This window comes from Candidatus Protochlamydia sp. W-9, assembly GCF_001950615.1.
GTDB classification, from domain to species: Bacteria; Chlamydiota; Chlamydiia; order Chlamydiales; family Parachlamydiaceae; genus Protochlamydia; species Protochlamydia amoebophila.
This window is the reverse complement of the sequence record NZ_BCPZ01000013.1, coordinates 1-20,434: the sequence shown is the minus strand read 5'-3', so window position 1 is coordinate 20,434 and position 20,434 is coordinate 1. Positions and strand designations below refer to the sequence as shown.

Here is a 20,434-nt window from a genome sequence, read left to right as displayed (position 1 = left end):
CAAATGAGGTCCCAGTAAATTCCAAACTCTGTCGGATATATCATGTCTTCTGTGCGCTTCCATAAGATGCTCCATTGATGAGCGTAGAAGAGTAGCACATTTAAGCATTTATTTTATTTCTCCTGACTACACTATCTAAGCAAATAGCAGAAATTCAAGAAACGCTTGAAAAATACGAAAAAGAAAAACAAGAGCTTTCTGAGAAAAATTACAAGGCTTGTTAATGAAAATGCCGAACTTTTCAAGGAAAAAGAGGTTTTAAATGCACTTTTAGAAGCTTTACGCAAAGAAAAAACTGATCTTGAAAATAAAGAGAAAGCATATCAAGAAGAAATAGAAGCGCTCAGTGTAGTTTTAGATGAGACATTAAAATGTCATCTTGAATTGGAAAAAAACCATCAATTGGAAATTTCTGAAAAAACAAAAATAATTGCCAAGCAACAGCTTAAATGCGAAAATTATGAAAAAGAAGCTCTTTCAAATACAAATAAATTAGTTAAAACGGAAAAAGACCGAGATGAAGCTAAACACAAATTGATTTTAGAGCAAACAAAACATATTAAAACAAGACAAAAATTGTTTGAAGAACGAGAAAAGTATACTACAGCAAGCCGGATGTTAGACAAAGAACAAAAAGCGCGCTCTGAAACAAGCAAGAGCTTGCTCATAGAGCAAACAGCACACGCTATCACAAACCAAATTTTGTTTAAAGAGCGAGCAGCACATACAGATACAAGACAGAGCTTAGCTAAAGAACAAACAGCTCATTTTGATACAAGACAGAGCTTGGCTAAAGAACAAACAGCTCATATTGATACAAGACAGAGCTTGGCTAAAGAACAAATAGCACATACCGACACCAAATATGAATTAAATTTAGAGCAAGCAAAATATGCAACAGCAAAAGAAGATTTAAATAAAGCTAAGATCGATGCTGAGAAAGCGCAAGAAGAACTCATCAAGTCAATTCAAAAGCAATTAGATGAAATGCTCGATAGTCATGAAGATGAATTAACAAAAATAAAAGACAATTACACTAAATTGCAAGAAGGTGTACAAGCTCAAAAAAATGAACTTAAAAAGATTGTTTCGAGACTTAGCAATATAAATTTGCAAGATCCTCAGCTGTTTAGAATGTGGATATTAGATTTTGCTATGTTTGCCGGTTTAAATATCGAAGACCGAAAAAGCTTGGAAACTAAAATATCTCAACTTCATCAGCAGCTAGCAAGCCCAACTAGCCTAATTTCATGGAAACATCTTGTATTACAATTTTGCAATACATTGATTACAGCAGCAATAGTTAGAAAGGTGAGTTAATTAAAGAGTTGCTTTAGCTAAAACACAGGTTGGAAAAAATTCTAACCTGTTTTAATATTTATTATATCTTTGTTATACAAGGGGTATCCTTATGTTGTTTTCTTCATCACTTGAGGCTCAGCAAATTAGTGTTTTTTTTCAGACACTTGTTGATCGTATGCAAGAAGAACTCGACCATCCTTCCCCAGAGAATGAGCTTGACCCTTCCGCAACGTTAGAAGATTACTGCCACAATTTTTTTCTCAAAAAAGGATTTTCAGAACGTTTGAAAGAGCAAAATCAACTTTTGCACAAACTTATTTTGCAGCGAAAAATATACATCTTTAATTTGAAGAAAAAAAATTCTCTTACCAACGCTGCCTGCCATAAAATTGATAGCGGTTGTCACAAAATTGATGAAAAACTTTCCACTATTATTCCCCAAGTCCAGGATTTAGAAGTCCAACAACAAGGGTTTAAGCAAACGGTTGCAGAAACTCGTCTCCTTCAGGATGAAATAAGGGAAATCATTAATCAAAGTCAGGCAGTGATCGAGGAAATAAGAGTGTATACCTCTATTCCCACTCAAGAAGAACTAGATAACGGAAAAGAACAAAATCCATTACTGGCATCCATGCAAACGCAATGTGAAATACTGCGCTCTCACATAGAGTTTATGAATACCATCAATGAGAAAAAATCCGCTGATTTAAAAACATTCAATCAAGTTTTTCAAGAGCTTCAAATATCTCATAAGAAACTAGATAAAGAACTAGAAAACTTTAGACAAGTAACAAAACGATTTCAACAAGATAACAGACAGTTTGTGAAAGGCGTGGAAGAGCTTCAAGAAGATAATGAACAGCTTGCACAAGGTGTAGAAGAGCTTAAAGAAGTTGGCAAACAGTTTGTGAAAGGCGTGGAAGAGCTTCGAGAAGATAACGAACAGCTTGCACAAGGCGTGGAAGAGCTTCGAAAAGATAACGAACAGCTTGCACAAGGCGTGGAAGAGCTTCGAGAAGATAACGAACAGCTTGCACAAGGCGTGGAAGAGCTTCGAAAAGATAACGAACAGCTTGCACAAGGCGTGGAAAAACTTCGAGAAGATAACGAACAGCTTGCACAAGGCGTGGAAGAGCTTCGAGAAGATAACGAACAGCTTGCACAAAGCGTGGAAAAACTTCGGGTAGATGGCAAACAGTTTGCACAAGGAGTAAAAGAATTTGTGGAAAACTTCAATAAGTTAACACAAAATAACAAACAGCTTCAGTACAAGGTAACTAATCAGTCTCAAGGAAGAAAGAAAGCTAAAGAAATAATGGAAGAAATTAAAGAAAAGGAACGTGAGATAAAAAAACTTCTTAATCTCTCCCCTATGCAAAATGCCATGACTCCAACTTCTTCTACTGGTTCAGACTTAGCTTCTCAGCAAATAACCAAAAGAAAAATTATATTGCTTGGACCTATCAATAGTTTAATAGCTAGATTACCCTCTCATAAAAATTTTTCAATTTCTTTTTTAAATAAAATTTGTTTAATTTTTGCTTGGATTGGTATTTTTCAAGTTGCTAACACCATTCTTTCGTTCTATCGACCTAAAAAAAATCATCTTTCTGATCAAAAGGGAGCATTTTTTTCTGCTATCTCATCTTCCAAGAGAAAGCAAACCGGTGAGTAAAAAAATTAATTTAGGTGATTTACTTTGTAACGAGATGCTTTTTTAATACCATCTTGAGAGATGAGTCCCTTTTCTATTAAATCGGAAAGATCTCGTTGCAAAGATCGTCTATTGATTCCCGGACAAAGCAACTCATAATCGCGAATTGAAAAGTTTTCTTTCCTTTCAAGCAAACAGTCTAAAACCAGTTTTTGTCTTTTTGAAAGTTTGTATTCTAGCACCAAAACATCTAATTTCATTGCATGGGATGCTTTAAGCTGGATTTCATGCATTTGCGTTTCTAAAGCTTTAGAGAAATATTCAAGCCAGCAAGTCATATCCAGGTTGTTGTTTCTGACGGATTGAATGGCGTGGTAGTAGTCTTGTCGATTTCGATCGTAGTATTCACTGATAGTAAAAAGTTTCTTGAAGTCGTAACCCGATCGATAGAGACATAGCGTAGACAATAGCCGAGCTGTTCGGCCATTTCCATCTAAAAATGGGTGTATATGGACAAGTTGAAACTGTGCAATCCCTGCTAAAAGTACTGGAGGAATGGTTTGTTCATTTTGTAGCCAGTCCACCAATTCGGCCATGAAAATGGGGACTTCATAGGCTGCCGGTGGTGTGTAAATAATTTCTTTTGTTTTAGAATTAGCAACATAATTTTGAATGGCTCTATATTGCCCTGGCTGAGCGCTATTTCCTCTTACGTCTTCGACAAGACGTCTATGAATCTCTCTAATTAGACCTTCTGTTATAAGTCCTTGTGAAAAGACATAATCTGCGACGAAATCGAAGGCTTTTCTATAATTCAGCAGTTCTTTGACATCCTCAGAGTCAACATCTGATATTTTTTCGCCGGCTATAAGTCTTTCGGACTGGTCAAGGCTTAAATGCGTACCCTCTATATGGGTGGTGTGATGTGCTTCTAAAATTAGCGCACGCGCCTGCATTTTAGCTACCCAGCCTTTCGAAAGCTGAGCTGCTTCTAAAAATCCTCTTGTTCGCTCAATGGCCGTGAGTGCAGACGCAATAGGGATAGAAATGGTGAATTTTGGATGAAATGGCATTTTTTAAGACATTTTTTCCTTTATTGTGTCACAAAAAACAGTAAATTACAAGTTTTGTTTTGTTTTTACGACACTTTTACGACATTTTTTACGACAAACTTTTGCAAGAGCTATTTCAAAGTCGACTTCTTTTAAGATTTCAATGATGTGTTCTTCTGTAAATCTTTTCTTCATGCCGTTTTCTTTTTTTAAAGGATAGCCTGATTTTTTACTTTCTGTTGGACCTTTTTTGCGGGGCAATGTCAATGGTTGTTTACAAACTTCATTTTTTTTCCTTCTTCATGTAAACTCCTTTTTATACGAAATACCGAAATAAACTTGTAAATAAGAAGTCATTAGAAAGTTAAAAATTGATTTCTGAAATTTGGTAAAATCAAAGTGATAAGGAATAACAAATCCATGTTTATTAAATTGAAAGATCAATTATCTTATGAAATGCCCTCTGGAAGTACAGCTAAAGATCTAGCAGATAAATTGAATTTGAAAGGGCCACATGAAGCTTTAGGAGCTTCTATCAATGGAAAAACAGTTGATCTTTCTTACCCTTTACAAGAAGGGGATCAGGTTATTTTATGGGGTTTTAACGATCCTGAAGGAAAAGAAATTTTTTGGCACACTTCTGCTCATGTTCTCGCACAAGCTATTTTACGTTTATGGCCAGATGCACAGCCAACTATTGGACCCCCTATTGAAAATGGTTTTTACTACGATTTTGCCAATTTGACTATTTCTGATGCCGATTTTGAAAAAATTGAAAAAGAAATGCAGGCTATTATTTCTGAAAATTTTCAAACCAAACGAGAGGTTATTTCAACAAAATCCGATGCATTAAAACAATTTCAGAATAATCCTTATAAGTGTGAATTGATTAACAGTTTTGAAGACGAAAGCACATTAACAGGTTATCGACAAGGCGAATTTTATGATCTATGTCGAGGCCCTCATCTTTTTAATTTAGGAAAAATAAAAGCTCTAAAATTAATGAAAACAGCTGGAGCTTATTGGAGAGGAGATTCTAATAAAGAAATGCTTACGCGCATTTACGCTATTTCTTTTCCGGATCGAAAACTTTTAAAAGATTATTTACACCAATTAGAAGAAGCTAAAAAACGTGATCACAAATTATTAGGGGCGAAATTAGATTTATTTTCCTTAAAAGAAGAGGCGCCTGGAATGCCTTTTATCCACCCTAAAGGTTTAATTGTTTGGAATCAATTGGTTGCTTATATTAGAGAATGCCTCAGCCGCCACGATTATATTGAGATCAAAACACCAACAATGATGACAAAAGAGTTATGGGAAATTTCTGGTCATTGGGGTAATTATCGTCAAAATATGTTTATCTCACAAATTGAAGATCGCGATTTTGCCATTAAACCAATGAATTGTCCAGGTTGTATGCTTTATTATAAAAGCCATACGCATAGTTATCGTGAACTACCTTTAAGGATAGCTGAAATCGGAAATGTTCATCGCTATGAACCCTCAGGATCTTTATCAGGATTATTTAGAGTACGTAGCTTTCACCAAGATGATGCTCACATTTTTATGAAACCGTCCGATATCCAACAAGAAATCTTAGGAGTATTGGCTCTTGCGGATGAAATCTATTCTACATTTGGTCTTTCTTATCGCTTAGAATTATCGACTCGTCCTGAAAAAAACACTATTGGTACTGATCACGAATGGGAAATAGCGACAGCAGGGCTAAAAGGCGCTCTAGATGAAATGGGAAAAGAATATCGCATCAATGAAGGAGATGGGGCCTTTTATGGACCTAAAATTGACTTTCATATTCGTGACGCAATCAATCGTAGTTGGCAATGTGGAACTATTCAGCTAGATATGGCCTTACCTGAAAAATTTGAACTCGAATACACTTTTTCGGATGGAACTCGCCAGCGCCCTGTCATGATTCACCGCGCAATATTTGGTTCAATCGAACGTTTTTTTGGTATTTTAATCGAACATTATGTAGGTAAATTTCCTCTTTGGTTAAGCCCTTCACAAATCCGATTCATTACGGTCGCTGATCGCCACGAACCTTATGCAAGAGAACTTGCTAAACGTTTTAAAAATGCAGGTTTTCATGTCGACGTGGATAGCACCCAAGAATCTGTCAGCAAAAAAGTTCGTAATGCGCAACTGGCTCAATTTAACTATATTTTAACGATCGGGGACCAAGAAGTTGAACACAAAACGGCTAATTTAAGAACTCGAGATAATGTCGTCCATGGTGAAATTCAAATTGATGAATTTATACAAAAGCTAGAAATTGAAAAACAACAACGTCAATCCCATTCTCCTTACGCTTCAGCAGAAAGGAATTAAAAAATGAAGACAATTGCGATTAGCAGTTTTAAAGGAGGAACGGCCAAAACATCGACAGCTTTACACATAGGGGCTGCTTTGGCAAAGTTTCATAAGAAAAAAGTATTACTTATTGACTTTGATGCTCAAGCTAATTTATCGACAGGCTTAGGATTTGATCCTGATGAAAATGATAGTTTAGCTCCAGTTTTACTAGGTAATAAAACAATTTCAGAAGTCATTAGAAAAACTCTTTTTCCAAATTTAGACTTAATTCCTGCTGACACATGGCTAGAAAGAGTTGAAGTAACAGGGCAACTAGCTTCTGATCGTTATTCTCACGAAAAATTGCGAGATCTTATTGCTCCTCTTAAATATGATTACATTATTATTGATACTCCACCTTCACTTTGTTGGTTGACCGAGTCTGCTCTTATTGCTGCCCAACACACACTTGTTTGCATTACACCAGAGTTCTATAGCGTCAAAGGCCTTGAACGATTAAGTCAATTTATGGACAGTATTAGTCAACGCCATCCTTTAAACATTTTAGGGGTAATTTTATCATTTTGGAACGCAAGAGGAAAAAGTAATCAGGCCTTTTTAGAAGTAATAGAACGCGCTTTTCCTAAAAAGATACTACAAAATAAAATTAGACGAGATATCTCTGTTTCAGAAGCATCTATTTTTGGTAAACCTGTTTTTGAAACCGACCCTGAAGGTCGAGCTGCTGAAGATTATCTAGCTGTTACGAAAGAAATTTTAAAAAGGCTTTAAATTATTTTCTCATGTAAAGCGGCTTTACATAAGAACTTTTATCATTTAATCATATAAGGTTGTCATAATGGCCAATGTCAATTCCATTCTCTCTGAACGAGCAAAAAAATCTTCTCATAGTTCGAAAATGGCAGAAATGGCCAAACAATCCGCAACAGGAAATTTAACGAGTTTTTCAGGAATCTTTAGTGTGACTGAATTAAGTGATAAAGAAAAAATAAGCTTGGAGTTGTTATTAAAATCTTATGCCACAGAAAGCGATGATATTAAAAATGATTTACAAACATTAATCTCTCTTACTTCAGAAGTCAAAGCTATCAACAATCAAGCTGCTATTTTACATGGAGAGAGAATAAAAAAAGCGCATCAAGTACTCACCCGTTATCGTGATGGAGCATTTACGGCTTGGTTAATAGCTGCTTACGGTAACCGTCAAACACCCTACAATCTCATGCAATATTATGAATTTTATGAGTCTATGCCAAAACCTCTTCGCCCTCAAATTGAATGGATGCCACGCCAAGCTGTTTATGTATTGGCAACCCGCTCTGGAAGCTTAGAGAAAAAACAAATCATTGTAGAAAACTATAAAGGGGAAACAAAAGCCGAAGTTTTAACTTTAATTCGACAAACTTTTCCTTTAGATAATCAAGATAAGCGTCAAAAAAAAGTTGGAAAAGGCTTCATTCAAAATCTGGATCGCCTTTATAATCAAATTAAAAAAAATTCTCCTAACTTTACCTCTGCTCAAAAGAAACAAATTCACCATTTACTTGAGCAGATGCAAAATCTTATAGGTTATTAATGTTAGATAAGAACTACACTCCTTTTATTTTAGAACCAAGTTGGCAAAACGTTCTCAAACAAGAGCTTGAGCAATCTTATATTTTAAATTTAGCAACCTTTATTGAAAATGAATACACCTCCTCTCCAAGCCCAATTTATCCTCCGCATGATTTAATTTTTAATGCATTTTATAATACTCCTTATGAAAAAGTACAGGTGGTTATTATGGGTCAAGATCCTTATCATGGCCCAGGACAAGCCCATGGACTTAGCTTTAGTGTCCCTAAGGGAATAAGGCCACCTCCTTCTTTACAAAATATTTTTAAAGAATTACAAACTGACCTTCTCTTACCAATTCCTTCCCATGGTTGTTTGTTAAAGTGGGCTAAACAAGGCGTTTTACTTCTCAATGCCACTTTAACCGTTAAAAAAAGTGAACCCATGTCTCATCATGGTAGAGGATGGGAGCGATTTACTGATGCAGCTATTCTTCAACTTATCGAACGCCAAGATCCTATTATTTTTGTTCTATGGGGAAAATCCGCTCAAGATAAATGCCGTTTTTTAAAAGAATCTGTCAATATTAAGCGTCATTATATTCTCACTGCTGCACATCCTTCTCCCTATTCAGCTGCCAATGGTTTTTTCGGTTGTCGTCATTTTTCTAAAATTAATGCTTTACTCGAACAGCAAGGCAAATGCCCTATTGATTGGAGTCTTGATAATTAGAATGAAAAATAAATACATATATTTTCATTCGACAAAATTAAAAAAAGAAAAAATAAGCTTGCCTTGAAACTCTTGAGTACCTAAAAAGAAAAAAAGTGTACTTTGGAGGTTATCATGGCATATTCAGAATTTTGCAGAGAAAAATTCTTTCCATATAAAATTGAAGGGCAAACCCGTCCTTTTATTGATCGCAATCTCCAAATTCAACTTCCTGGTGTCACTTCAAAAGAAGAAAAATCTAAAAATTACAGCCCTATTTATGCTTATTTTTCCTCTACTCTCACTAAACAACCCTCTTTTGCCCAAACTAAGGAAATTGAACTTCAAAAAGTTATGCAAGAAGCGGAACTGTCTTATGCAGCTTGGAAAAAAATGCATGAACAGATACTTCAAGCTGCAAAAAGTTATTTCTCGACTTCTAGTAAAGATCCCTAAAATTTCTGTTATTATTTTTTAAATTTTTAATTCCAAATTTTGTCATTTTTTGGCATTGAGTTTACATTTATTTATTTTTCATTAAATTTTCAAAAACTAAAATATTTAATTACTAATTAATAAAATTAAATTTATAATATAGTTATAACGTTTATTGCTTAACCAGTAAATTTAGTTTATATTTTTAATATCTAGTTAGTTTAAAATTGGAGTGACCGAAGGAAAATAAATAACTCTTAGGTGGGAAATGTTAATTGAAAAAGATATTCAAAAAATATTGCATCAATTGGCCGAAGGAAGTGGAATCCCGATCCCAGTCGAAGGATCGGATATTAATATACGTTTTTTAGACAACGATTCTAAATTATCCTTATCCTCTTCTGTTTATCATGGGGGCAATTACATTCCTTCTAGTGTAAGGGATTGTTTATTCCATAAATCCCCATTTTCCCACCTTTCTTCTATATACACATATTTATTTATTGATGAACAACGCTATCAAATTTATCTCCATTATTTAGGGCATGCGAATATTCTTAATCTGGAAGAACTGAAAAACTTATTAGAAGAATTCAATGCGATTGCTGAAAAATGGCGCTTTTATTTAGATGAGCATGATAAACATGATTTGATTTATGTAAGAGTTAAATAATTAAAAATCTATCTGTAAAATTTATTATTCTATTTTTTTAATTGAGGGATTTAATTTTAAATCTGAATGTTTACTACGGTTTAAGTTTATAAGTAACGCTGTTTTCTACTAAAAATCGCAAATTTATATGATTTTATTAAAGGATAACCAATAGCAATTGAGTTAAAATATTTAAATTAATAAAGCGGAAATAATAAAAACTCCTACAATTGCCTAGCGACGTTTACCTTGCAAAAATTTGAAATAGAATGACTTCAAACCATACTAGGCAAAGCAGAAGATAGGCTATTTGACAAATTATTACCTGACTAAAAAGCAATCAGGTATTTCATAATCCAAAATTTATTTTAAGGATAAAACAACTACATGAGAAGTTTGCCAATGGAATTTTCCAAATTTCTTGCTCTTGCCTGAAAAATATTACTGTTTTTTAGCTGAAGAGGATGCTTCTTTATCAATTTTATAGGATTCGAACGAGTTGGCGAAATTTCTTTCTTCATAACAAGCTTTTTTAATTCTCTTATCTCTTTACTTAACTTTGAACAAACTCAGAAATTTTTCCTCTCTAAAAAGAATTGAAACTATCACTAAATTAACTAAAATTTTGCCTGTAACAATCATGAAGCGCTTCTGAGCGATCTGTTTTAATAATTAATTATTTTATGCTAACTAACTCAAAGACAAAACCTTTATTGAATACTTGCGCCTTTTGTTATACACGAATTCCTTAAACATCAAAAAATAAATGTTATAACTTAGCATTCCTTTCTCATTTGATACTTCATTTGTAAATAAATTTAATAATTTTCTTTATTCATATAAAATGGTAATCTCAAAAGTAAAAATCATTATAATTTTTATTTTGTAAAGATAATATGTTAAATAAATGGATTTATCTATTCACTATCTTGATATTAGGCTTATACAAATCTATATATAGTCTAGAAAACGAATCTTATTATCAAGTTTCCAAAGAAGAGCACACTTTTTCCACAATTTTTGACATGTCTTGGCAAAATCAGCCAGTTGGAACTGTTGTAAAAAGTGTTTTTCATTTAACTACCGAATATGACTTATATAATCGTTTTGGATTATATGAAGCAAAGGGGATTTGCCGACTCATTAGTTTAGGAACCTTTTTTAGTTGGGGTACAGCTATCGACTTATTTGATATTGATAATCGCCTCATTGGTTTTATTGAAGGAAAGTTTTTTACTCAAGAAGCAGCCCAATTTAATTTTTATAACGAAACTAAAAAACTTATAGCAATAGCAATTTTATACCCGAAAGATAAACAATTTAAAATTGTAGACCCTATCTACCACCATTTGATTGCTTCGTTAACTTACCAAAAAACCAATGATTATATTGATTTAATTGCCATCTATAAACCTAAAAAAATTCCCGCTTCTTATCTCAAAATTTTTTCTGCTTTTGCCTGTGATGCAAACGAATATTTGATCAAGATTGACTAGAATGATTATTCAATTTATAATATTGACCTTTTTATAGGTTAAAATCACCATGGATATAGCTGAAAATAATGTTGTTCGATTTATTAGCATTACAAAGAAAAAAGATGGTATGTTCGCTAATTTCCGCGTAAAAGGAATGAAAGGAGGAGTGACATTTAGCTCTTCTATTAGTGTAGATATTAGTCAAGCCAATGTACATGCTGGAGATCCTTTAGAAAAAATTATCGAAGAATGTGGACGTATAGCAGTCAGAATGTTTGAAACTAAACTCCAATTTGAAGGTCTCATCAAAATATAATCTTATCTGGGTGTAGCGCAGCTTGGCTAGCGCACTTGCATGGGGTGCAAGGGGTCGGAAGTTCAAATCTTCTCACCCAGATTCTTTTCATTTCATCACTTAAGGGCAATCTCGTTGAGATTGCCCTTTGTGTTTTTAGCGCAGGTGGTAGATAGATGGTGGATGATGCAATCCAAGATATGAGGTATTTATGCTAAATCTCCCTAACAAAAAATTTATGTTTTTTGGAGACTACCTATTTCTTTTGATTGTTTAAGGGAAAATTCGACATCTCTAACGCATCCCAACTGTTCAATAATTTTTACCTAACACCATATGATTTAAACTCAAAATAGCGCTTAGCTGTGGATTCTTTTATCTGAATAAGTTTTACAGAACCAATCATGTTTGCTCAGACATTTTTCCAAAAATTATTTTCTGTTATCGATCTCTTGAGTGGCAATCCCTCATGGAATCACGACACACATGTAAAATTCAATTTAGGTCGATGGTTTCAGTTTGTGTATGGTGCACAAGCTCTTAAAGATGGAATAGATCTAGAGGAAGTGATTGAATCTCTTTGGGCAACTTTTACAGAAATTATTATTTACATTTATCGTGTTCAGTTGCACCTCCTTCACATCAATACGTAAAGACTGATCAAAGTGAATTTGTATGCAAAAGTTCAACCCCTCAAGCAGACAATGGCGAAGCTTTATTAGCTCTTCATGAAGTTGCTCGACTTTGTTTACTCTCTCTACTTTATTTACCCGAAGAATACCGCTTAGCTTTCGACTCACTTCCGCGAGTTGAAATGCGATTATCATGAAAAGAACGCGGTAATGCCGAAAAAGAACGGATAATTGCTACTCAAAATTATTATCAATATCTGATTGATCATAAAATTGTAAAACAAAAATTTCTCATTTTTTATCCATCTATATGTATCTGTTTATATTTCCATAGCAAATTGGAACATTGATCTTTAGAAAGGCTTTTAGGGTCTATCCAAATATGCTGTAATTCTTGTAACATTTGCCCTCTAATTGACCTACATCCATCTATCCTATAAATCATTCCAATATGAAAAAATACGTAAAACTTACTAAATGAGGTTGCAGGAACATTGATCTTTGCTGTGAGGTTGTCTATCAATTGTAAAGAATCAAATTCCATTGCGACTTCCTCCCCAAATTCTCGGCGTAACGCCTGCTCTGGAGATTCTCCAAATTCAATGCCTCCACCCAGAAAATCTAGCTTCCCTGCATAACGGCCTTTCTTTTGCTACACTAGCAATATATTTCCCTCTTTTATTGAAACTTCATACACGCCTAATCTTGTTACCTGTTTTCCGATTGCTCCAGCGACTTCAATTTTTAAATCTTTCTTTAGATAGTGAAAGCAAGTATTTTTTGCATATCCTGGCCAGGAAAATTCGATCTTAAGACCCATCCTTTGATAGAAATTAGGAGCTTGAAAACGCATCGTCTCCACAAAGGCAAAGTTGCAGCCTCGTTGCTTTCCAAATTCAAGAGCATGATTCATTAGTTCACGCGCAATTCCTTGCCCTCGATAATGCTTTTCTACAAAAAGATATTTGATATGCAGCTGCCCTCAAATGGGCTGTACGACTATTGCTCCAAGAAACTCTTGAACTTTGAAAATTTCGAAAGAGATTGGATCTTCATCTAAACCATTGACTCCAGTAGATTCGATAGCCTACCGACCAAATCCATCGAAAATCCTTTTTTTTGACTTCTTCTTGAAGCTTATTTTGTCGGATTTGGAACTTCATAAGTTTTGCCATAAGATTTGTTGATAGCCTTATCAAAAGGCTCCTTTGATTAGAGTCTAACTCTACTTTTTTAAGATAATTATAAATCAACAGGTTATATGAATAAAGACTATTCTCTCTCCTAAAAATATATAAAAACTACCCATTTGACTGAATTGGGTAGATTTTGTAGAATTAAGTTATGAGACATTCAAAATACGCTAAACAGCTTGAGCCTTTTCAACACGTTCCCTTCTTCACAGACGAACAAGCTGCTGATCGGAATGTGCCAAGACACGCCATCGCTTATTTAGTCAAAAAAGGTATCTTAGAAAGAATTTACCCAGGGGCATATCGCTTTAGCGAGTATGAACCTGAAGTGGACTTTCAATGGGAGAATTTGGGGCTGATAGCAGCGAGTATTCCAGAAGGAGTCATCTGCCTGAACATCTTATCTTGCACAACATGACAACAGATTTAGAAAAATCATTTAAAGCTAAGCTTCGGACTATTGCGAAAGAGAAAAATAGAGATCCCGCAGATCTTTGGCAATCTCTCACATTAGAGCGGTTTCTTGTCCGCTTAGCTAGATCAAAATATCGTGCTCAATTTGTATTGAAGGGCGGCATCCTCCTGTCTAGATACCTAGAGATTGGAAGAGAAACAACCGATTTGGATTTTTTAGCTAAAAAAATCAGCAATCAAGTCTCGTCTTTGCAGGTTGTTTTTGAAGAAATTGTGCGGGGATTGATCTCAATGATGGATTCATCTTTAAAGAAGTCAAGGCTAGCGAATTAACCCATCCTCACATGGGTTATCCAGGCGTTGAAATTTCTATAATGGCTTATTTTGGTCGTACTCGATTTAAGGTCGCAATAGATATCGGCTTTGGAGATATTGTTGAGCCTATTTAATATAAAATTAGACTCACAAATTACTCAAAGGGTGATCTTTTTGAAGACAGCGTCGAACTGGCTTGCTATCCGAAAAAATTCATCTTTGCTGAAAAGTTAGAGACTATCATACATAGAGGATCTTTCAATAGTCGTATGAAGGATTTCCATGACATCTATTCTATGATAGCATCATCTGCACTTCCCTCATTTAAGAGCCTAGAGAACGTCATTCGGATTGTATTCGAACATCGAAAAACAGAGTTACTTTTGCCCATTTCTTTTCAAGAGGATGAAATTATCCGTATGCAAAGTTTTTGGAGTGAGTATTTAAAGAATTTACGCGAAGAGAACGTTGAAGCTCTTCCGTCATTGTTTTCGGATCTCCTAACAAAAATCAACCAGTGGCTTAAATTGAACACCAAGTTGATCTAAAAATATCGAACCGACATAAGAACCTTTTGGTATCGATTCATCATTATCTTTAGCCGGTAAAAGTATAAGGCTACCAGCTTCAATAAATGAAAAATCATGAAAATGGAGCATCGCAACGTCACATATCACCACAGCAGATTTAGGCTTATCGACCCTTAAAGTAATTTCTAATTTTTTTAATCGTTTTTCGATAGAAGATTTCATTTTTTATTCTTACTTTCCAGTAGATTCAAACGTTGCTCATGATCATGTAATTCTATAGTCTTACATGAATTTCAATTACTTTTGATAAGGATTCTCCTTCGCCGGGAGAAATATCTCCTCTCATTACAGCTTGGGTGATCAACGCCATAGATTGTATGGCATCTGCAGGGTTGTGCAAAACAGGAATATCAAGTGTAACAGAACAATCACGTTTTATTGGCAATATACGATCCAAAATCATTTTTATCGCCTGCATGTTGCCCGATAAAGCTTCCTGAATAAGCCTTCGGCAAATGTTTTCCAGCTCACCATTTAATAAGGATTCTACAGCTAATGTCACCTTGTTTTTAGTCCCCTTAGCTTTTCCCTTGGGATTTCCAGATTGAAATTTCTGGAATTTTCCCGATATCTGCATTTGTCCTGCATTTTCAGGTATATGAATTACCATTTTATTGATCTAGTGATTTTTCGGTTTCTTGATCTTTATAGGAGGGAAAACCCAAAAACGGCTTATAGATTATCGCATTATTTTTGCCCTGGTTTTCTATACTCCAATGCGTGTTTAATCTTGCATTTAATAATTGCTGAGCTTTTTTATTTGATATATCCACCAAATTGATTTTAATTTTTGCAATCAAAGCCTCTTGGTTTATTCCTGTATTAGGAATTAGCTTTTTAATCAGTTCAAGATTGATATCAACGCAGAATTCAGGCTCAAGAACAGCGCTGTGAATTTTTTTCCTTTGATCTACAACGTCAATACTAATAGGAACCAAGCGAAACGAAATGGGAGAAGGGAGTTCAGTTTCCTTCATTTTTGTAGCGGTCATTGAAATCAATTCATGTTTTTTCTTAACACAATATTCCGCATCCAAAGCACCCTTTAAAGCCATAGCCCCTCTCGCTCGATCCTTATTCATTATGCCCAGTGTGATAGACGATGAGTACACAGCATGAAAAAAGAAGTCTTATGTACATGTCGATAGAAAAAATAAATTTGTTCATGTCTTGAGTTTTATTTTCATCTCCACCACCAAAATTTCGTGCTAGAGTGTCAATAACAATAAGTGCTGGTTTACCATGTGCTATTGATAGATTCCTAATTGCTTCAGAAACTATCTTTGCATGTTTTTCATCCATAAATTGAGCGGGTTGTTTGCTAATAAACAAATCTTCTACGATCAAGTTATGATACTCACTCCATTCAACTTTTTTCTCAATTCTTCTTTTAATTGAAAAAAGACATTTTTTGTTAGTGAAATAGAGTTATCACCGTATAAGCACAGTTTGATTAAATTCAAATTTTTCCATTAATTCAGGATTTTTCCAATGATGGTCATCCCAATTTTTTTATATATTTTAAAAAATCCTGAACCCACTTGCTCTCCTAAACCTGTAAGTTGAAGCATTTTTTGCAAATTTCTCAAATGCAACAATCGCTAACAATTCCAAGCAAAACGTCTCCTCGTAGCACTTTTAGCCATTCAGCATTGCACAAATCTGACATTACCCCACAAAAAAGTTCCAACAGAAAGTAGAAAATCATGCTATTCTTTAAAATCTGGCTATTTATTTTTAAAATAAAAATATTTTTAACATTTTATTTAATTGAAGAGTTGAGCTTATGCATGTAGAGTCAGCTAAATTTAGCACTCCCTACGATCTTCTTTATCCCCAAACTCTGCCCACACTATCCCTATTAGATCATGTAAAAGGTTTAATTGAGGCGTATAAAACAAAATCCAATCCAAAAGAGGATATATTCGTCAGTGCCAAATTGCTCCTCATAAAGATCAAACAATTAGAAGACATAGGTGTTCAGCGTGAATGTTTATGTCGCCTGCTAAAATTGGAGATAGAAGAGATCCAAAGTTTAATAGTAGAAGAAGTAGCGCTTCTTTTTGATTTTAAAACGTTTTTCTATGACATTCAGCATGATCAAGCTCAACAGTTAATTCATCTTGAAGAAATCATCAGTGAAATCATGGAAGCAAAGTTAAAATCTAACGAACTTAATTTGATCATTCCTATCTGCTCGGTCTATCAAAGTATCCTAGAGCATCTCTGGTTGCTTCCCCATCTCGAATTTGGCAATCACTGCGCTAACCTCCTTATTCAAAATAAAAACGCCATTCTAAGCCATATGGAGCGTTGGAAAGACAGCCTTGATCAATTGGCTAGCGAGGAGAAAATTAGTCGTTTTATTCCAAAAAATTTAGAAATGGCTGTTTTAAGGCTTTTCGAACCCTTACCTGAAGATGTTGCAAAAGAAATTGAGGAACAAAAATCTGTCACTCATAAAAGCGGAGAAATATCTTTAACACTTTTAGAAATCATAGCAGATTTTTACAGGATCCAAAAAGATTTTCCTCGCGCCATTTTCCATGCAGAAATTCTTTTAAATTTTTTAATACAGGAACCTCCGAAAACATCTCATAAAAAAGAGTTTCTTGTTAAAATCATGCACATTCATGGACATCTGGCAAGATGGTATCCACTTCTTAACAAGTATCCAATGGCTATTGATTATAATAAAAAGGCATTGAAAATAGCGCGCGAGTTGGATGATCCTTATGCCATATTTATTTATTTAAGGAATATGGGTAAAATTTACTTGGAGCTAGGAGAAGGTGGGCAAGCGCTTCCTCTTTATGGAGAAGCTCAAGCTATCGCCAAATCGCTACAAGAGCCTAAAAGTGAAAGCCTAGCTCTTGTCGATCTTGCACATGCTTATCTTGTCATTGATAAAAATGATGAGGCAATTTCATGTTTTCAAGCTGCATTGAATTTGACAGAAGACCAGTCCACACAAGCCTTGATTTACACTGGAATAGGCCAAGCCCATGCTAACGCTCAACGCTATCAGCCAGCTGAAGAGGCATATCAAAGGGCACTTAAGATTCTTCCACAAAATAACTTTCTTGTCGAAATAAAAATTCATGGGGACTTAGCCGCTTTTTTTAATGCTTTTAGCCGATATGAAAAAGCTATTTCCCAGGCTGAAAAAATCTTAGAGCTACTTCAACATCCATCAATTCAAAAAGAGGATTCGGAAGCAATTAGGCCTAAATTTAATGCTTTAACAGTTCTTGGAAGCATTTATGGTAATATTGGAGATTACAAAAAAGAACTTGATTATAAAATGCAAGCTTTAGAGATTGCTAAGAAAGCATATTTTTTTCTAGCTTTTTTGGGAATAGCATATGCCAATTTAGGTAGTACATATTGCCATATGGAAAATTATCCTGAGAGTATAAGGTATTATATCAAAGCATTAGGAATGATAAAAGAGGCTTTTACACGAGCCAAAATTTTAGTAAATTTAGGACAGACTCTTTTTCTCTCCATTAGGTTTGCTGACGCAATTAAATATTATAATGAAGCAAATGCGATCGGCAATTCAGAGATAAAAAAATTTAGCTTCAATGGCTTAGGTTTATGCTATGAAGCCATCGGAAATAAAGATGAGGCAATAAAAAGCATCGAAAAATCTATTTGTTTATCCCAAGCGTCAGGAGATCGCCACAGCGAAGCGATAAGTTATTATAATTTAGGACAACTATATAGAAAGTCTGATCCTAATCTAGCAGAGATGAGTTATCGCAAAAGCATTGAAATTTATGTTTTATTACATCAAGAGTTAAAAAATCATAGTCACTGGCAGATTATCTTTTTTGAATCACAAGTGCTGCCGCTTTTAAGACTGGAAAGCCTTCTCTTAAAGCAAAAGAGAATTGAGGAAGCTCTGCAAGTTACAGACTTTAGACGCTCGCGCGCTTTAGTCTCTGCCCTTACAGAAAAATTCAAGTGTCAAAAAGACAACTCATTGTCTTCCGAAATCACAGCCCGAGAAATGCAAGCTACAGCCCAAAAACTGAACACTTGCTTTATTGTTTATTCTCTTTCTCCTGAAGACATGAACAATATAATCGTTTGGATTATTCCTTCTCAGGGCAAAATAACCTGCCAGAAGCTGCCTCTTGGAATTTTGACAGAAGAGGTTAAAGCAGCAACACAGATTTTTCAAACCTTTCCTTTTATTGCTGAGGCAAGAATTATTGAAACATCACTGCAAACTTTTCTAGAAGAACTAACTCGTGGCGAGTCAGAGGAGAATATTCATTCCTCAAATTTGCAAGCTTTTAAAAATCGCCTTAGGAATTGGTATGAAATACTTATTGCGCCAATTGAATCTTATCTTCCTAAAGACCCCCAACAAGTGGTGACCATTATTCCCGACAGTTATCTCGCTCAAATACCCTTCGCGACATTTTTAGACAAAGAGGGAACCTATTTGATTGAAAAACATCCAATTTCGATTGCTCCCTCAATTGAAGTCTCAACATTATTGGATCAACTTCCTAAAGTTTTTCCCAAAGATTCTCTCGTTATTGGGAATCCCAATACATCTGAACGCGGACTAAAGTTTGCGGAAAAGGAAGCTCAAACAATTGTCGCTCCTCTGCTTGAAACAGATCCAAAAAAAATTCTCTTACAAGACAAGGCTACTGTTCATGCCGTTGTCGAGGGAATGGTGGATGCGCGCTGGATTCACCTTGCCTGTCATGGATCGACAGGTAAAAATCCTGATGAAAAAATTGATCCTCATTCCGTTTTCGAAGGTCTTTTCAAGCTTACCCCTGATGAAGAGCATCCTCAAGGATATCTTCATGCGCAAAAGATCGCGAAACTAAGTCTTCGAGCAGAGCTGGTTTTTATGAGCGCCTGTTTTTCTGGCAGGGGCAAACCTCACGGGGAGGGAATTGTCGGCCCCGTTTGGTCCTTTCTCGCCACCGGAGCCCTGTCAACGATTGCCACTTATTGGCGACTGCCAGACACAGAGTTGACGCTTCAAATGGTCGAGACGTTTTACCGCCATCTTTTAGGTATAGAGGTGGAAAAACTCAATAAGGCTCAAGCCTTGCAAAAAGCTATGTTAGTGGGCATTGAGCAAGCAAGTGAAAGGCCTGATCGATGGGGAGCTTTTTTCTTATCAGGACTATATGAATAAACAAGAGAAAAGAATTTTTACCTTACCTAACTAACTTATAGTCAAAAATGATTTATAACGATTGCAGCTAAAATTGTGTTTTCAACAACACATGTATGCTTAATATGATTATCTATTCTCATCAGTAAAAAATTCTTAAGCGTTATTGCTCTTAAATTTCTCTATTCTAAAATAAAATTTTACTTTAGTCATTTATAGCTTGATTATTTATCTTCATGAAATAAAAATATTTTTAACATTTTATTTACTGGAAAAGTTGAGCTATGCATGTAGAGTCAGTTAAATTTAGCACTCCCTACTATCTTCATTATCCCCTTTTGCCCACACTATCCCTATTAGATCATGTAAAAGGTTTAATTGAGGCGTATAAAACAAAATCCAATTCAGAAGAGGATATATTTGTCATTGCCAAATTGCTCCTCGAAGAGATCAATCAATTAGAAGACATAGGTGTCCAGCGTGAATGTTTATGTCGCCTGCTAAAATTAGAGATAGAAGAGATCCAAAATTTAGTAACCTGAATTTTGAATTTATCTCTTTGATAATAAATAAGAAGAATAAAATTTAAATGACAAAGGACCTCTGCATCATTTAAAACATTTGTTTTCCCAAGCTAATGTTTAATATGACATGAGAGGTCAAAATGG

At 34.9% G+C, this 20,434-nt stretch carries 24 protein-coding genes, 1 tRNA gene and 1 pseudogene; 17 read left to right on the top strand and 9 right to left on the bottom strand.

All coding sequences use genetic code 11. From position 1 onward, the window contains the following. The first annotated feature begins 402 nt into the window (after nt 1–402). Together BU804_RS00280 and BU804_RS00275 are read left to right on the top strand one after the other, a co-directional pair. Complete coding sequence (locus BU804_RS00280; protein ID WP_226996071.1) at nt 403–1,320, top strand: hypothetical protein; 918 nt, start codon at nt 403–405, stop codon at nt 1,318–1,320. 91 nt (nt 1,321–1,411) lie between these two features. After that, nucleotides 1,412–2,977, top strand: coding sequence for a hypothetical protein (locus BU804_RS00275; RefSeq protein ID WP_075882515.1), 1,566 nt, complete (start codon nt 1,412–1,414; stop codon nt 2,975–2,977). A 5-nt stretch (nt 2,978–2,982) separates the two neighbouring features. Here BU804_RS00275 and BU804_RS00270 read toward each other — a convergent pair whose 3' ends face one another. Both BU804_RS00270 and BU804_RS15080 read right to left on the bottom strand, forming a co-directional pair. Then, on the bottom strand, nt 2,983–4,029 hold the full coding sequence (locus tag BU804_RS00270; protein WP_075882514.1) for a Fic family protein: 1,047 nt from the start codon (nt 4,027–4,029) through the stop codon (nt 2,983–2,985). A 45-nt stretch (nt 4,030–4,074) separates the two neighbouring features. Next, on the bottom strand, nt 4,075–4,203 hold the full coding sequence (locus tag BU804_RS15080; protein WP_255371556.1) for a hypothetical protein: 129 nt from the start codon (nt 4,201–4,203) through the stop codon (nt 4,075–4,077). Between the two features lie 225 nt (nt 4,204–4,428). Between BU804_RS15080 and thrS the strand changes: the two genes are divergently transcribed. From thrS to BU804_RS00215, 10 genes are all read left to right on the top strand, one after another. Further along, nucleotides 4,429–6,360 carry a threonine--tRNA ligase gene (gene thrS, locus BU804_RS00260; protein WP_075882512.1) on the top strand — a complete coding sequence of 644 codons (1,932 nt, stop codon included), beginning with the start codon at nt 4,429–4,431 and terminating at the stop codon, nt 6,358–6,360. A gap of 3 nt (nt 6,361–6,363) precedes the next feature. Beyond that, nucleotides 6,364–7,116 (top strand): ParA family protein, encoded by a 753-nt coding sequence (locus BU804_RS00255; RefSeq protein ID WP_011176557.1) that lies wholly within the window; start codon nt 6,364–6,366, stop codon nt 7,114–7,116. A gap of 67 nt (nt 7,117–7,183) precedes the next feature. Continuing rightward, nucleotides 7,184–7,921, top strand: coding sequence for a CT583 family protein (locus BU804_RS00250; RefSeq protein ID WP_042279931.1), 738 nt, complete (start codon nt 7,184–7,186; stop codon nt 7,919–7,921). Beyond that, nucleotides 7,921–8,631, top strand: coding sequence for a uracil-DNA glycosylase (ung, locus tag BU804_RS00245; protein WP_075882511.1), 711 nt, complete (start codon nt 7,921–7,923; stop codon nt 8,629–8,631). The genes BU804_RS00250 and ung overlap by 1 nt, the downstream gene beginning before the upstream one ends. A 114-nt stretch (nt 8,632–8,745) precedes the next feature. Further along, on the top strand, nt 8,746–9,066 hold the full coding sequence (locus tag BU804_RS00240; RefSeq protein WP_075882510.1) for a hypothetical protein: 321 nt from the start codon (nt 8,746–8,748) through the stop codon (nt 9,064–9,066). Between the two features lie 247 nt (nt 9,067–9,313). Continuing rightward, nucleotides 9,314–9,718: a hypothetical protein gene (locus tag BU804_RS00235; RefSeq protein ID WP_075882509.1), complete on the top strand. Its 405-nt coding sequence runs from the start codon at nt 9,314–9,316 to the stop codon at nt 9,716–9,718. Nucleotides 9,719–10,593: 875 nt separating this feature from the next. Continuing rightward, entirely contained in the window at nt 10,594–11,193 is a 600-nt protein-coding gene (locus BU804_RS00230; protein ID WP_075882508.1) for a hypothetical protein, read from the top strand. Nucleotides 11,194–11,242: 49 nt separating this feature from the next. After that, nucleotides 11,243–11,491 (top strand): hypothetical protein, encoded by a 249-nt coding sequence (locus BU804_RS00225; RefSeq protein ID WP_011176551.1) that lies wholly within the window; start codon nt 11,243–11,245, stop codon nt 11,489–11,491. A 6-nt stretch (nt 11,492–11,497) separates the two neighbouring features. Beyond that, nucleotides 11,498–11,572, top strand: a tRNA-Pro gene (locus tag BU804_RS00220). 302 nt (nt 11,573–11,874) lie between these two features. Beyond that, nucleotides 11,875–12,123, top strand: coding sequence for a hypothetical protein (locus BU804_RS00215; protein ID WP_075882507.1), 249 nt, complete (start codon nt 11,875–11,877; stop codon nt 12,121–12,123). A 277-nt stretch (nt 12,124–12,400) separates the two neighbouring features. On the opposite strand, the gene BU804_RS14345 is transcribed toward BU804_RS00215, so the two are convergent. The 3 genes and pseudogenes from BU804_RS14345 to BU804_RS16785 form a co-directional block, all read right to left on the bottom strand. Continuing rightward, complete coding sequence (locus tag BU804_RS14345; protein ID WP_255371557.1) at nt 12,401–12,706, bottom strand: NUDIX domain-containing protein; 306 nt, start codon at nt 12,704–12,706, stop codon at nt 12,401–12,403. 48 nt (nt 12,707–12,754) lie between these two features. Further along, entirely contained in the window at nt 12,755–12,955 is a 201-nt protein-coding gene (locus BU804_RS14340; protein ID WP_338140323.1) for a hypothetical protein, read from the bottom strand. 15 nt (nt 12,956–12,970) lie between these two features. Further along, a pseudogene (locus tag BU804_RS16785) lies at nt 12,971–13,030 on the bottom strand (hypothetical protein); the annotation flags it as partial. A 416-nt stretch (nt 13,031–13,446) separates the two neighbouring features. On the opposite strand from BU804_RS16785, the gene BU804_RS17210 reads away from it, so the two are divergent. The 3 genes from BU804_RS17210 (at nt 13,447) to BU804_RS17205 (ending at nt 14,572) form a co-directional block, all read left to right on the top strand. Continuing rightward, nucleotides 13,447–13,713, top strand: coding sequence for a type IV toxin-antitoxin system AbiEi family antitoxin domain-containing protein (locus tag BU804_RS17210; RefSeq protein WP_075882506.1), 267 nt, complete (start codon nt 13,447–13,449; stop codon nt 13,711–13,713). Next, complete coding sequence (locus BU804_RS00200; protein WP_079988531.1) at nt 13,635–14,042, top strand: nucleotidyl transferase AbiEii/AbiGii toxin family protein; 408 nt, start codon at nt 13,635–13,637, stop codon at nt 14,040–14,042. The genes BU804_RS17210 and BU804_RS00200 overlap by 79 nt, the downstream gene beginning before the upstream one ends. Before the next feature lie 122 nt (nt 14,043–14,164). Further along, nucleotides 14,165–14,572 carry a nucleotidyl transferase AbiEii/AbiGii toxin family protein gene (locus BU804_RS17205; RefSeq protein ID WP_079988530.1) on the top strand — a complete coding sequence of 136 codons (408 nt, stop codon included), beginning with the start codon at nt 14,165–14,167 and terminating at the stop codon, nt 14,570–14,572. On the opposite strand, the gene BU804_RS00190 is transcribed toward BU804_RS17205, so the two are convergent. The 4 genes from BU804_RS00190 to BU804_RS00175 are packed head-to-tail and all read right to left on the bottom strand — an operon-like array spanning nt 14,525 to nt 15,961. Then, complete coding sequence (locus tag BU804_RS00190) at nt 14,525–14,776, bottom strand: hypothetical protein (RefSeq protein WP_075882503.1); 252 nt, start codon at nt 14,774–14,776, stop codon at nt 14,525–14,527. The genes BU804_RS17205 and BU804_RS00190 overlap by 48 nt on opposite strands. Before the next feature lie 52 nt (nt 14,777–14,828). Continuing rightward, nucleotides 14,829–15,224, bottom strand: coding sequence for a DUF5681 domain-containing protein (locus tag BU804_RS00185; protein WP_226996070.1), 396 nt, complete (start codon nt 15,222–15,224; stop codon nt 14,829–14,831). Nucleotide 15,225: 1 nt separating this feature from the next. After that, nucleotides 15,226–15,696: a hypothetical protein gene (locus BU804_RS00180; RefSeq protein ID WP_075882502.1), complete on the bottom strand. Its 471-nt coding sequence runs from the start codon at nt 15,694–15,696 to the stop codon at nt 15,226–15,228. After that, complete coding sequence (locus BU804_RS00175) at nt 15,689–15,961, bottom strand: AAA family ATPase (RefSeq protein ID WP_075882501.1); 273 nt, start codon at nt 15,959–15,961, stop codon at nt 15,689–15,691. Before BU804_RS00175 ends, BU804_RS00180 begins: the two co-directional genes overlap by 8 nt. Nucleotides 15,962–16,400: 439 nt before the next feature. Between BU804_RS00175 and BU804_RS00170 the strand changes: the two genes are divergently transcribed. Together BU804_RS00170 and BU804_RS00165 are read left to right on the top strand one after the other, a co-directional pair. Continuing rightward, nucleotides 16,401–19,787, top strand: coding sequence for a CHAT domain-containing protein (locus BU804_RS00170; protein ID WP_075882500.1), 3,387 nt, complete (start codon nt 16,401–16,403; stop codon nt 19,785–19,787). Between the two features lie 263 nt (nt 19,788–20,050). Next, nucleotides 20,051–20,308 (top strand): hypothetical protein, encoded by a 258-nt coding sequence (locus tag BU804_RS00165; protein WP_079988528.1) that lies wholly within the window; start codon nt 20,051–20,053, stop codon nt 20,306–20,308. Nucleotides 20,309–20,434: the final 126 nt, after the last annotated feature.

Bases quoted from the DNA above. Each gene is read 5' to 3' on its own strand.
- BU804_RS00275 (WP_075882515.1), top strand. From the start codon at position 1,412: ATGTTGTTTTCTTCATCACTTGAGGCTCAGCAAATTAGTGTTTTTTTT.
- BU804_RS00270 (WP_075882514.1), bottom strand. From the start codon at position 4,029: ATGCCATTTCATCCAAAATTCACCATTTCTATCCCTATTGCGTCTGCA.
- BU804_RS15080 (WP_255371556.1), bottom strand. From the start codon at position 4,203: ATGAAGAAAAGATTTACAGAAGAACACATCATTGAAATCTTAAAAGAA.
- thrS (WP_075882512.1), top strand. From the start codon at position 4,429: ATGTTTATTAAATTGAAAGATCAATTATCTTATGAAATGCCCTCTGGA.
- BU804_RS00255 (WP_011176557.1), top strand. From the start codon at position 6,364: ATGAAGACAATTGCGATTAGCAGTTTTAAAGGAGGAACGGCCAAAACA.
- BU804_RS00250 (WP_042279931.1), top strand. From the start codon at position 7,184: ATGGCCAATGTCAATTCCATTCTCTCTGAACGAGCAAAAAAATCTTCT.
- ung (WP_075882511.1), top strand. From the start codon at position 7,921: ATGTTAGATAAGAACTACACTCCTTTTATTTTAGAACCAAGTTGGCAA.
- BU804_RS00240 (WP_075882510.1), top strand. From the start codon at position 8,746: ATGGCATATTCAGAATTTTGCAGAGAAAAATTCTTTCCATATAAAATT.
- BU804_RS00235 (WP_075882509.1), top strand. From the start codon at position 9,314: ATGTTAATTGAAAAAGATATTCAAAAAATATTGCATCAATTGGCCGAA.
- BU804_RS00230 (WP_075882508.1), top strand. From the start codon at position 10,594: ATGTTAAATAAATGGATTTATCTATTCACTATCTTGATATTAGGCTTA.
- BU804_RS00225 (WP_011176551.1), top strand. From the start codon at position 11,243: ATGGATATAGCTGAAAATAATGTTGTTCGATTTATTAGCATTACAAAG.
- BU804_RS00215 (WP_075882507.1), top strand. From the start codon at position 11,875: ATGTTTGCTCAGACATTTTTCCAAAAATTATTTTCTGTTATCGATCTC.
- BU804_RS14340 (WP_338140323.1), bottom strand. From the start codon at position 12,955: ATGCGTTTTCAAGCTCCTAATTTCTATCAAAGGATGGGTCTTAAGATC.
- BU804_RS17210 (WP_075882506.1), top strand. From the start codon at position 13,447: ATGAGACATTCAAAATACGCTAAACAGCTTGAGCCTTTTCAACACGTT.
- BU804_RS00200 (WP_079988531.1), top strand. From the start codon at position 13,635: ATGGGAGAATTTGGGGCTGATAGCAGCGAGTATTCCAGAAGGAGTCAT.
- BU804_RS00190 (WP_075882503.1), bottom strand. From the start codon at position 14,776: ATGAAATCTTCTATCGAAAAACGATTAAAAAAATTAGAAATTACTTTA.
- BU804_RS00185 (WP_226996070.1), bottom strand. From the start codon at position 15,224: ATGGTAATTCATATACCTGAAAATGCAGGACAAATGCAGATATCGGGA.
- BU804_RS00180 (WP_075882502.1), bottom strand. From the start codon at position 15,696: ATGAATAAGGATCGAGCGAGAGGGGCTATGGCTTTAAAGGGTGCTTTG.
- BU804_RS00170 (WP_075882500.1), top strand. From the start codon at position 16,401: ATGCATGTAGAGTCAGCTAAATTTAGCACTCCCTACGATCTTCTTTAT.
- BU804_RS00165 (WP_079988528.1), top strand. From the start codon at position 20,051: ATGCATGTAGAGTCAGTTAAATTTAGCACTCCCTACTATCTTCATTAT.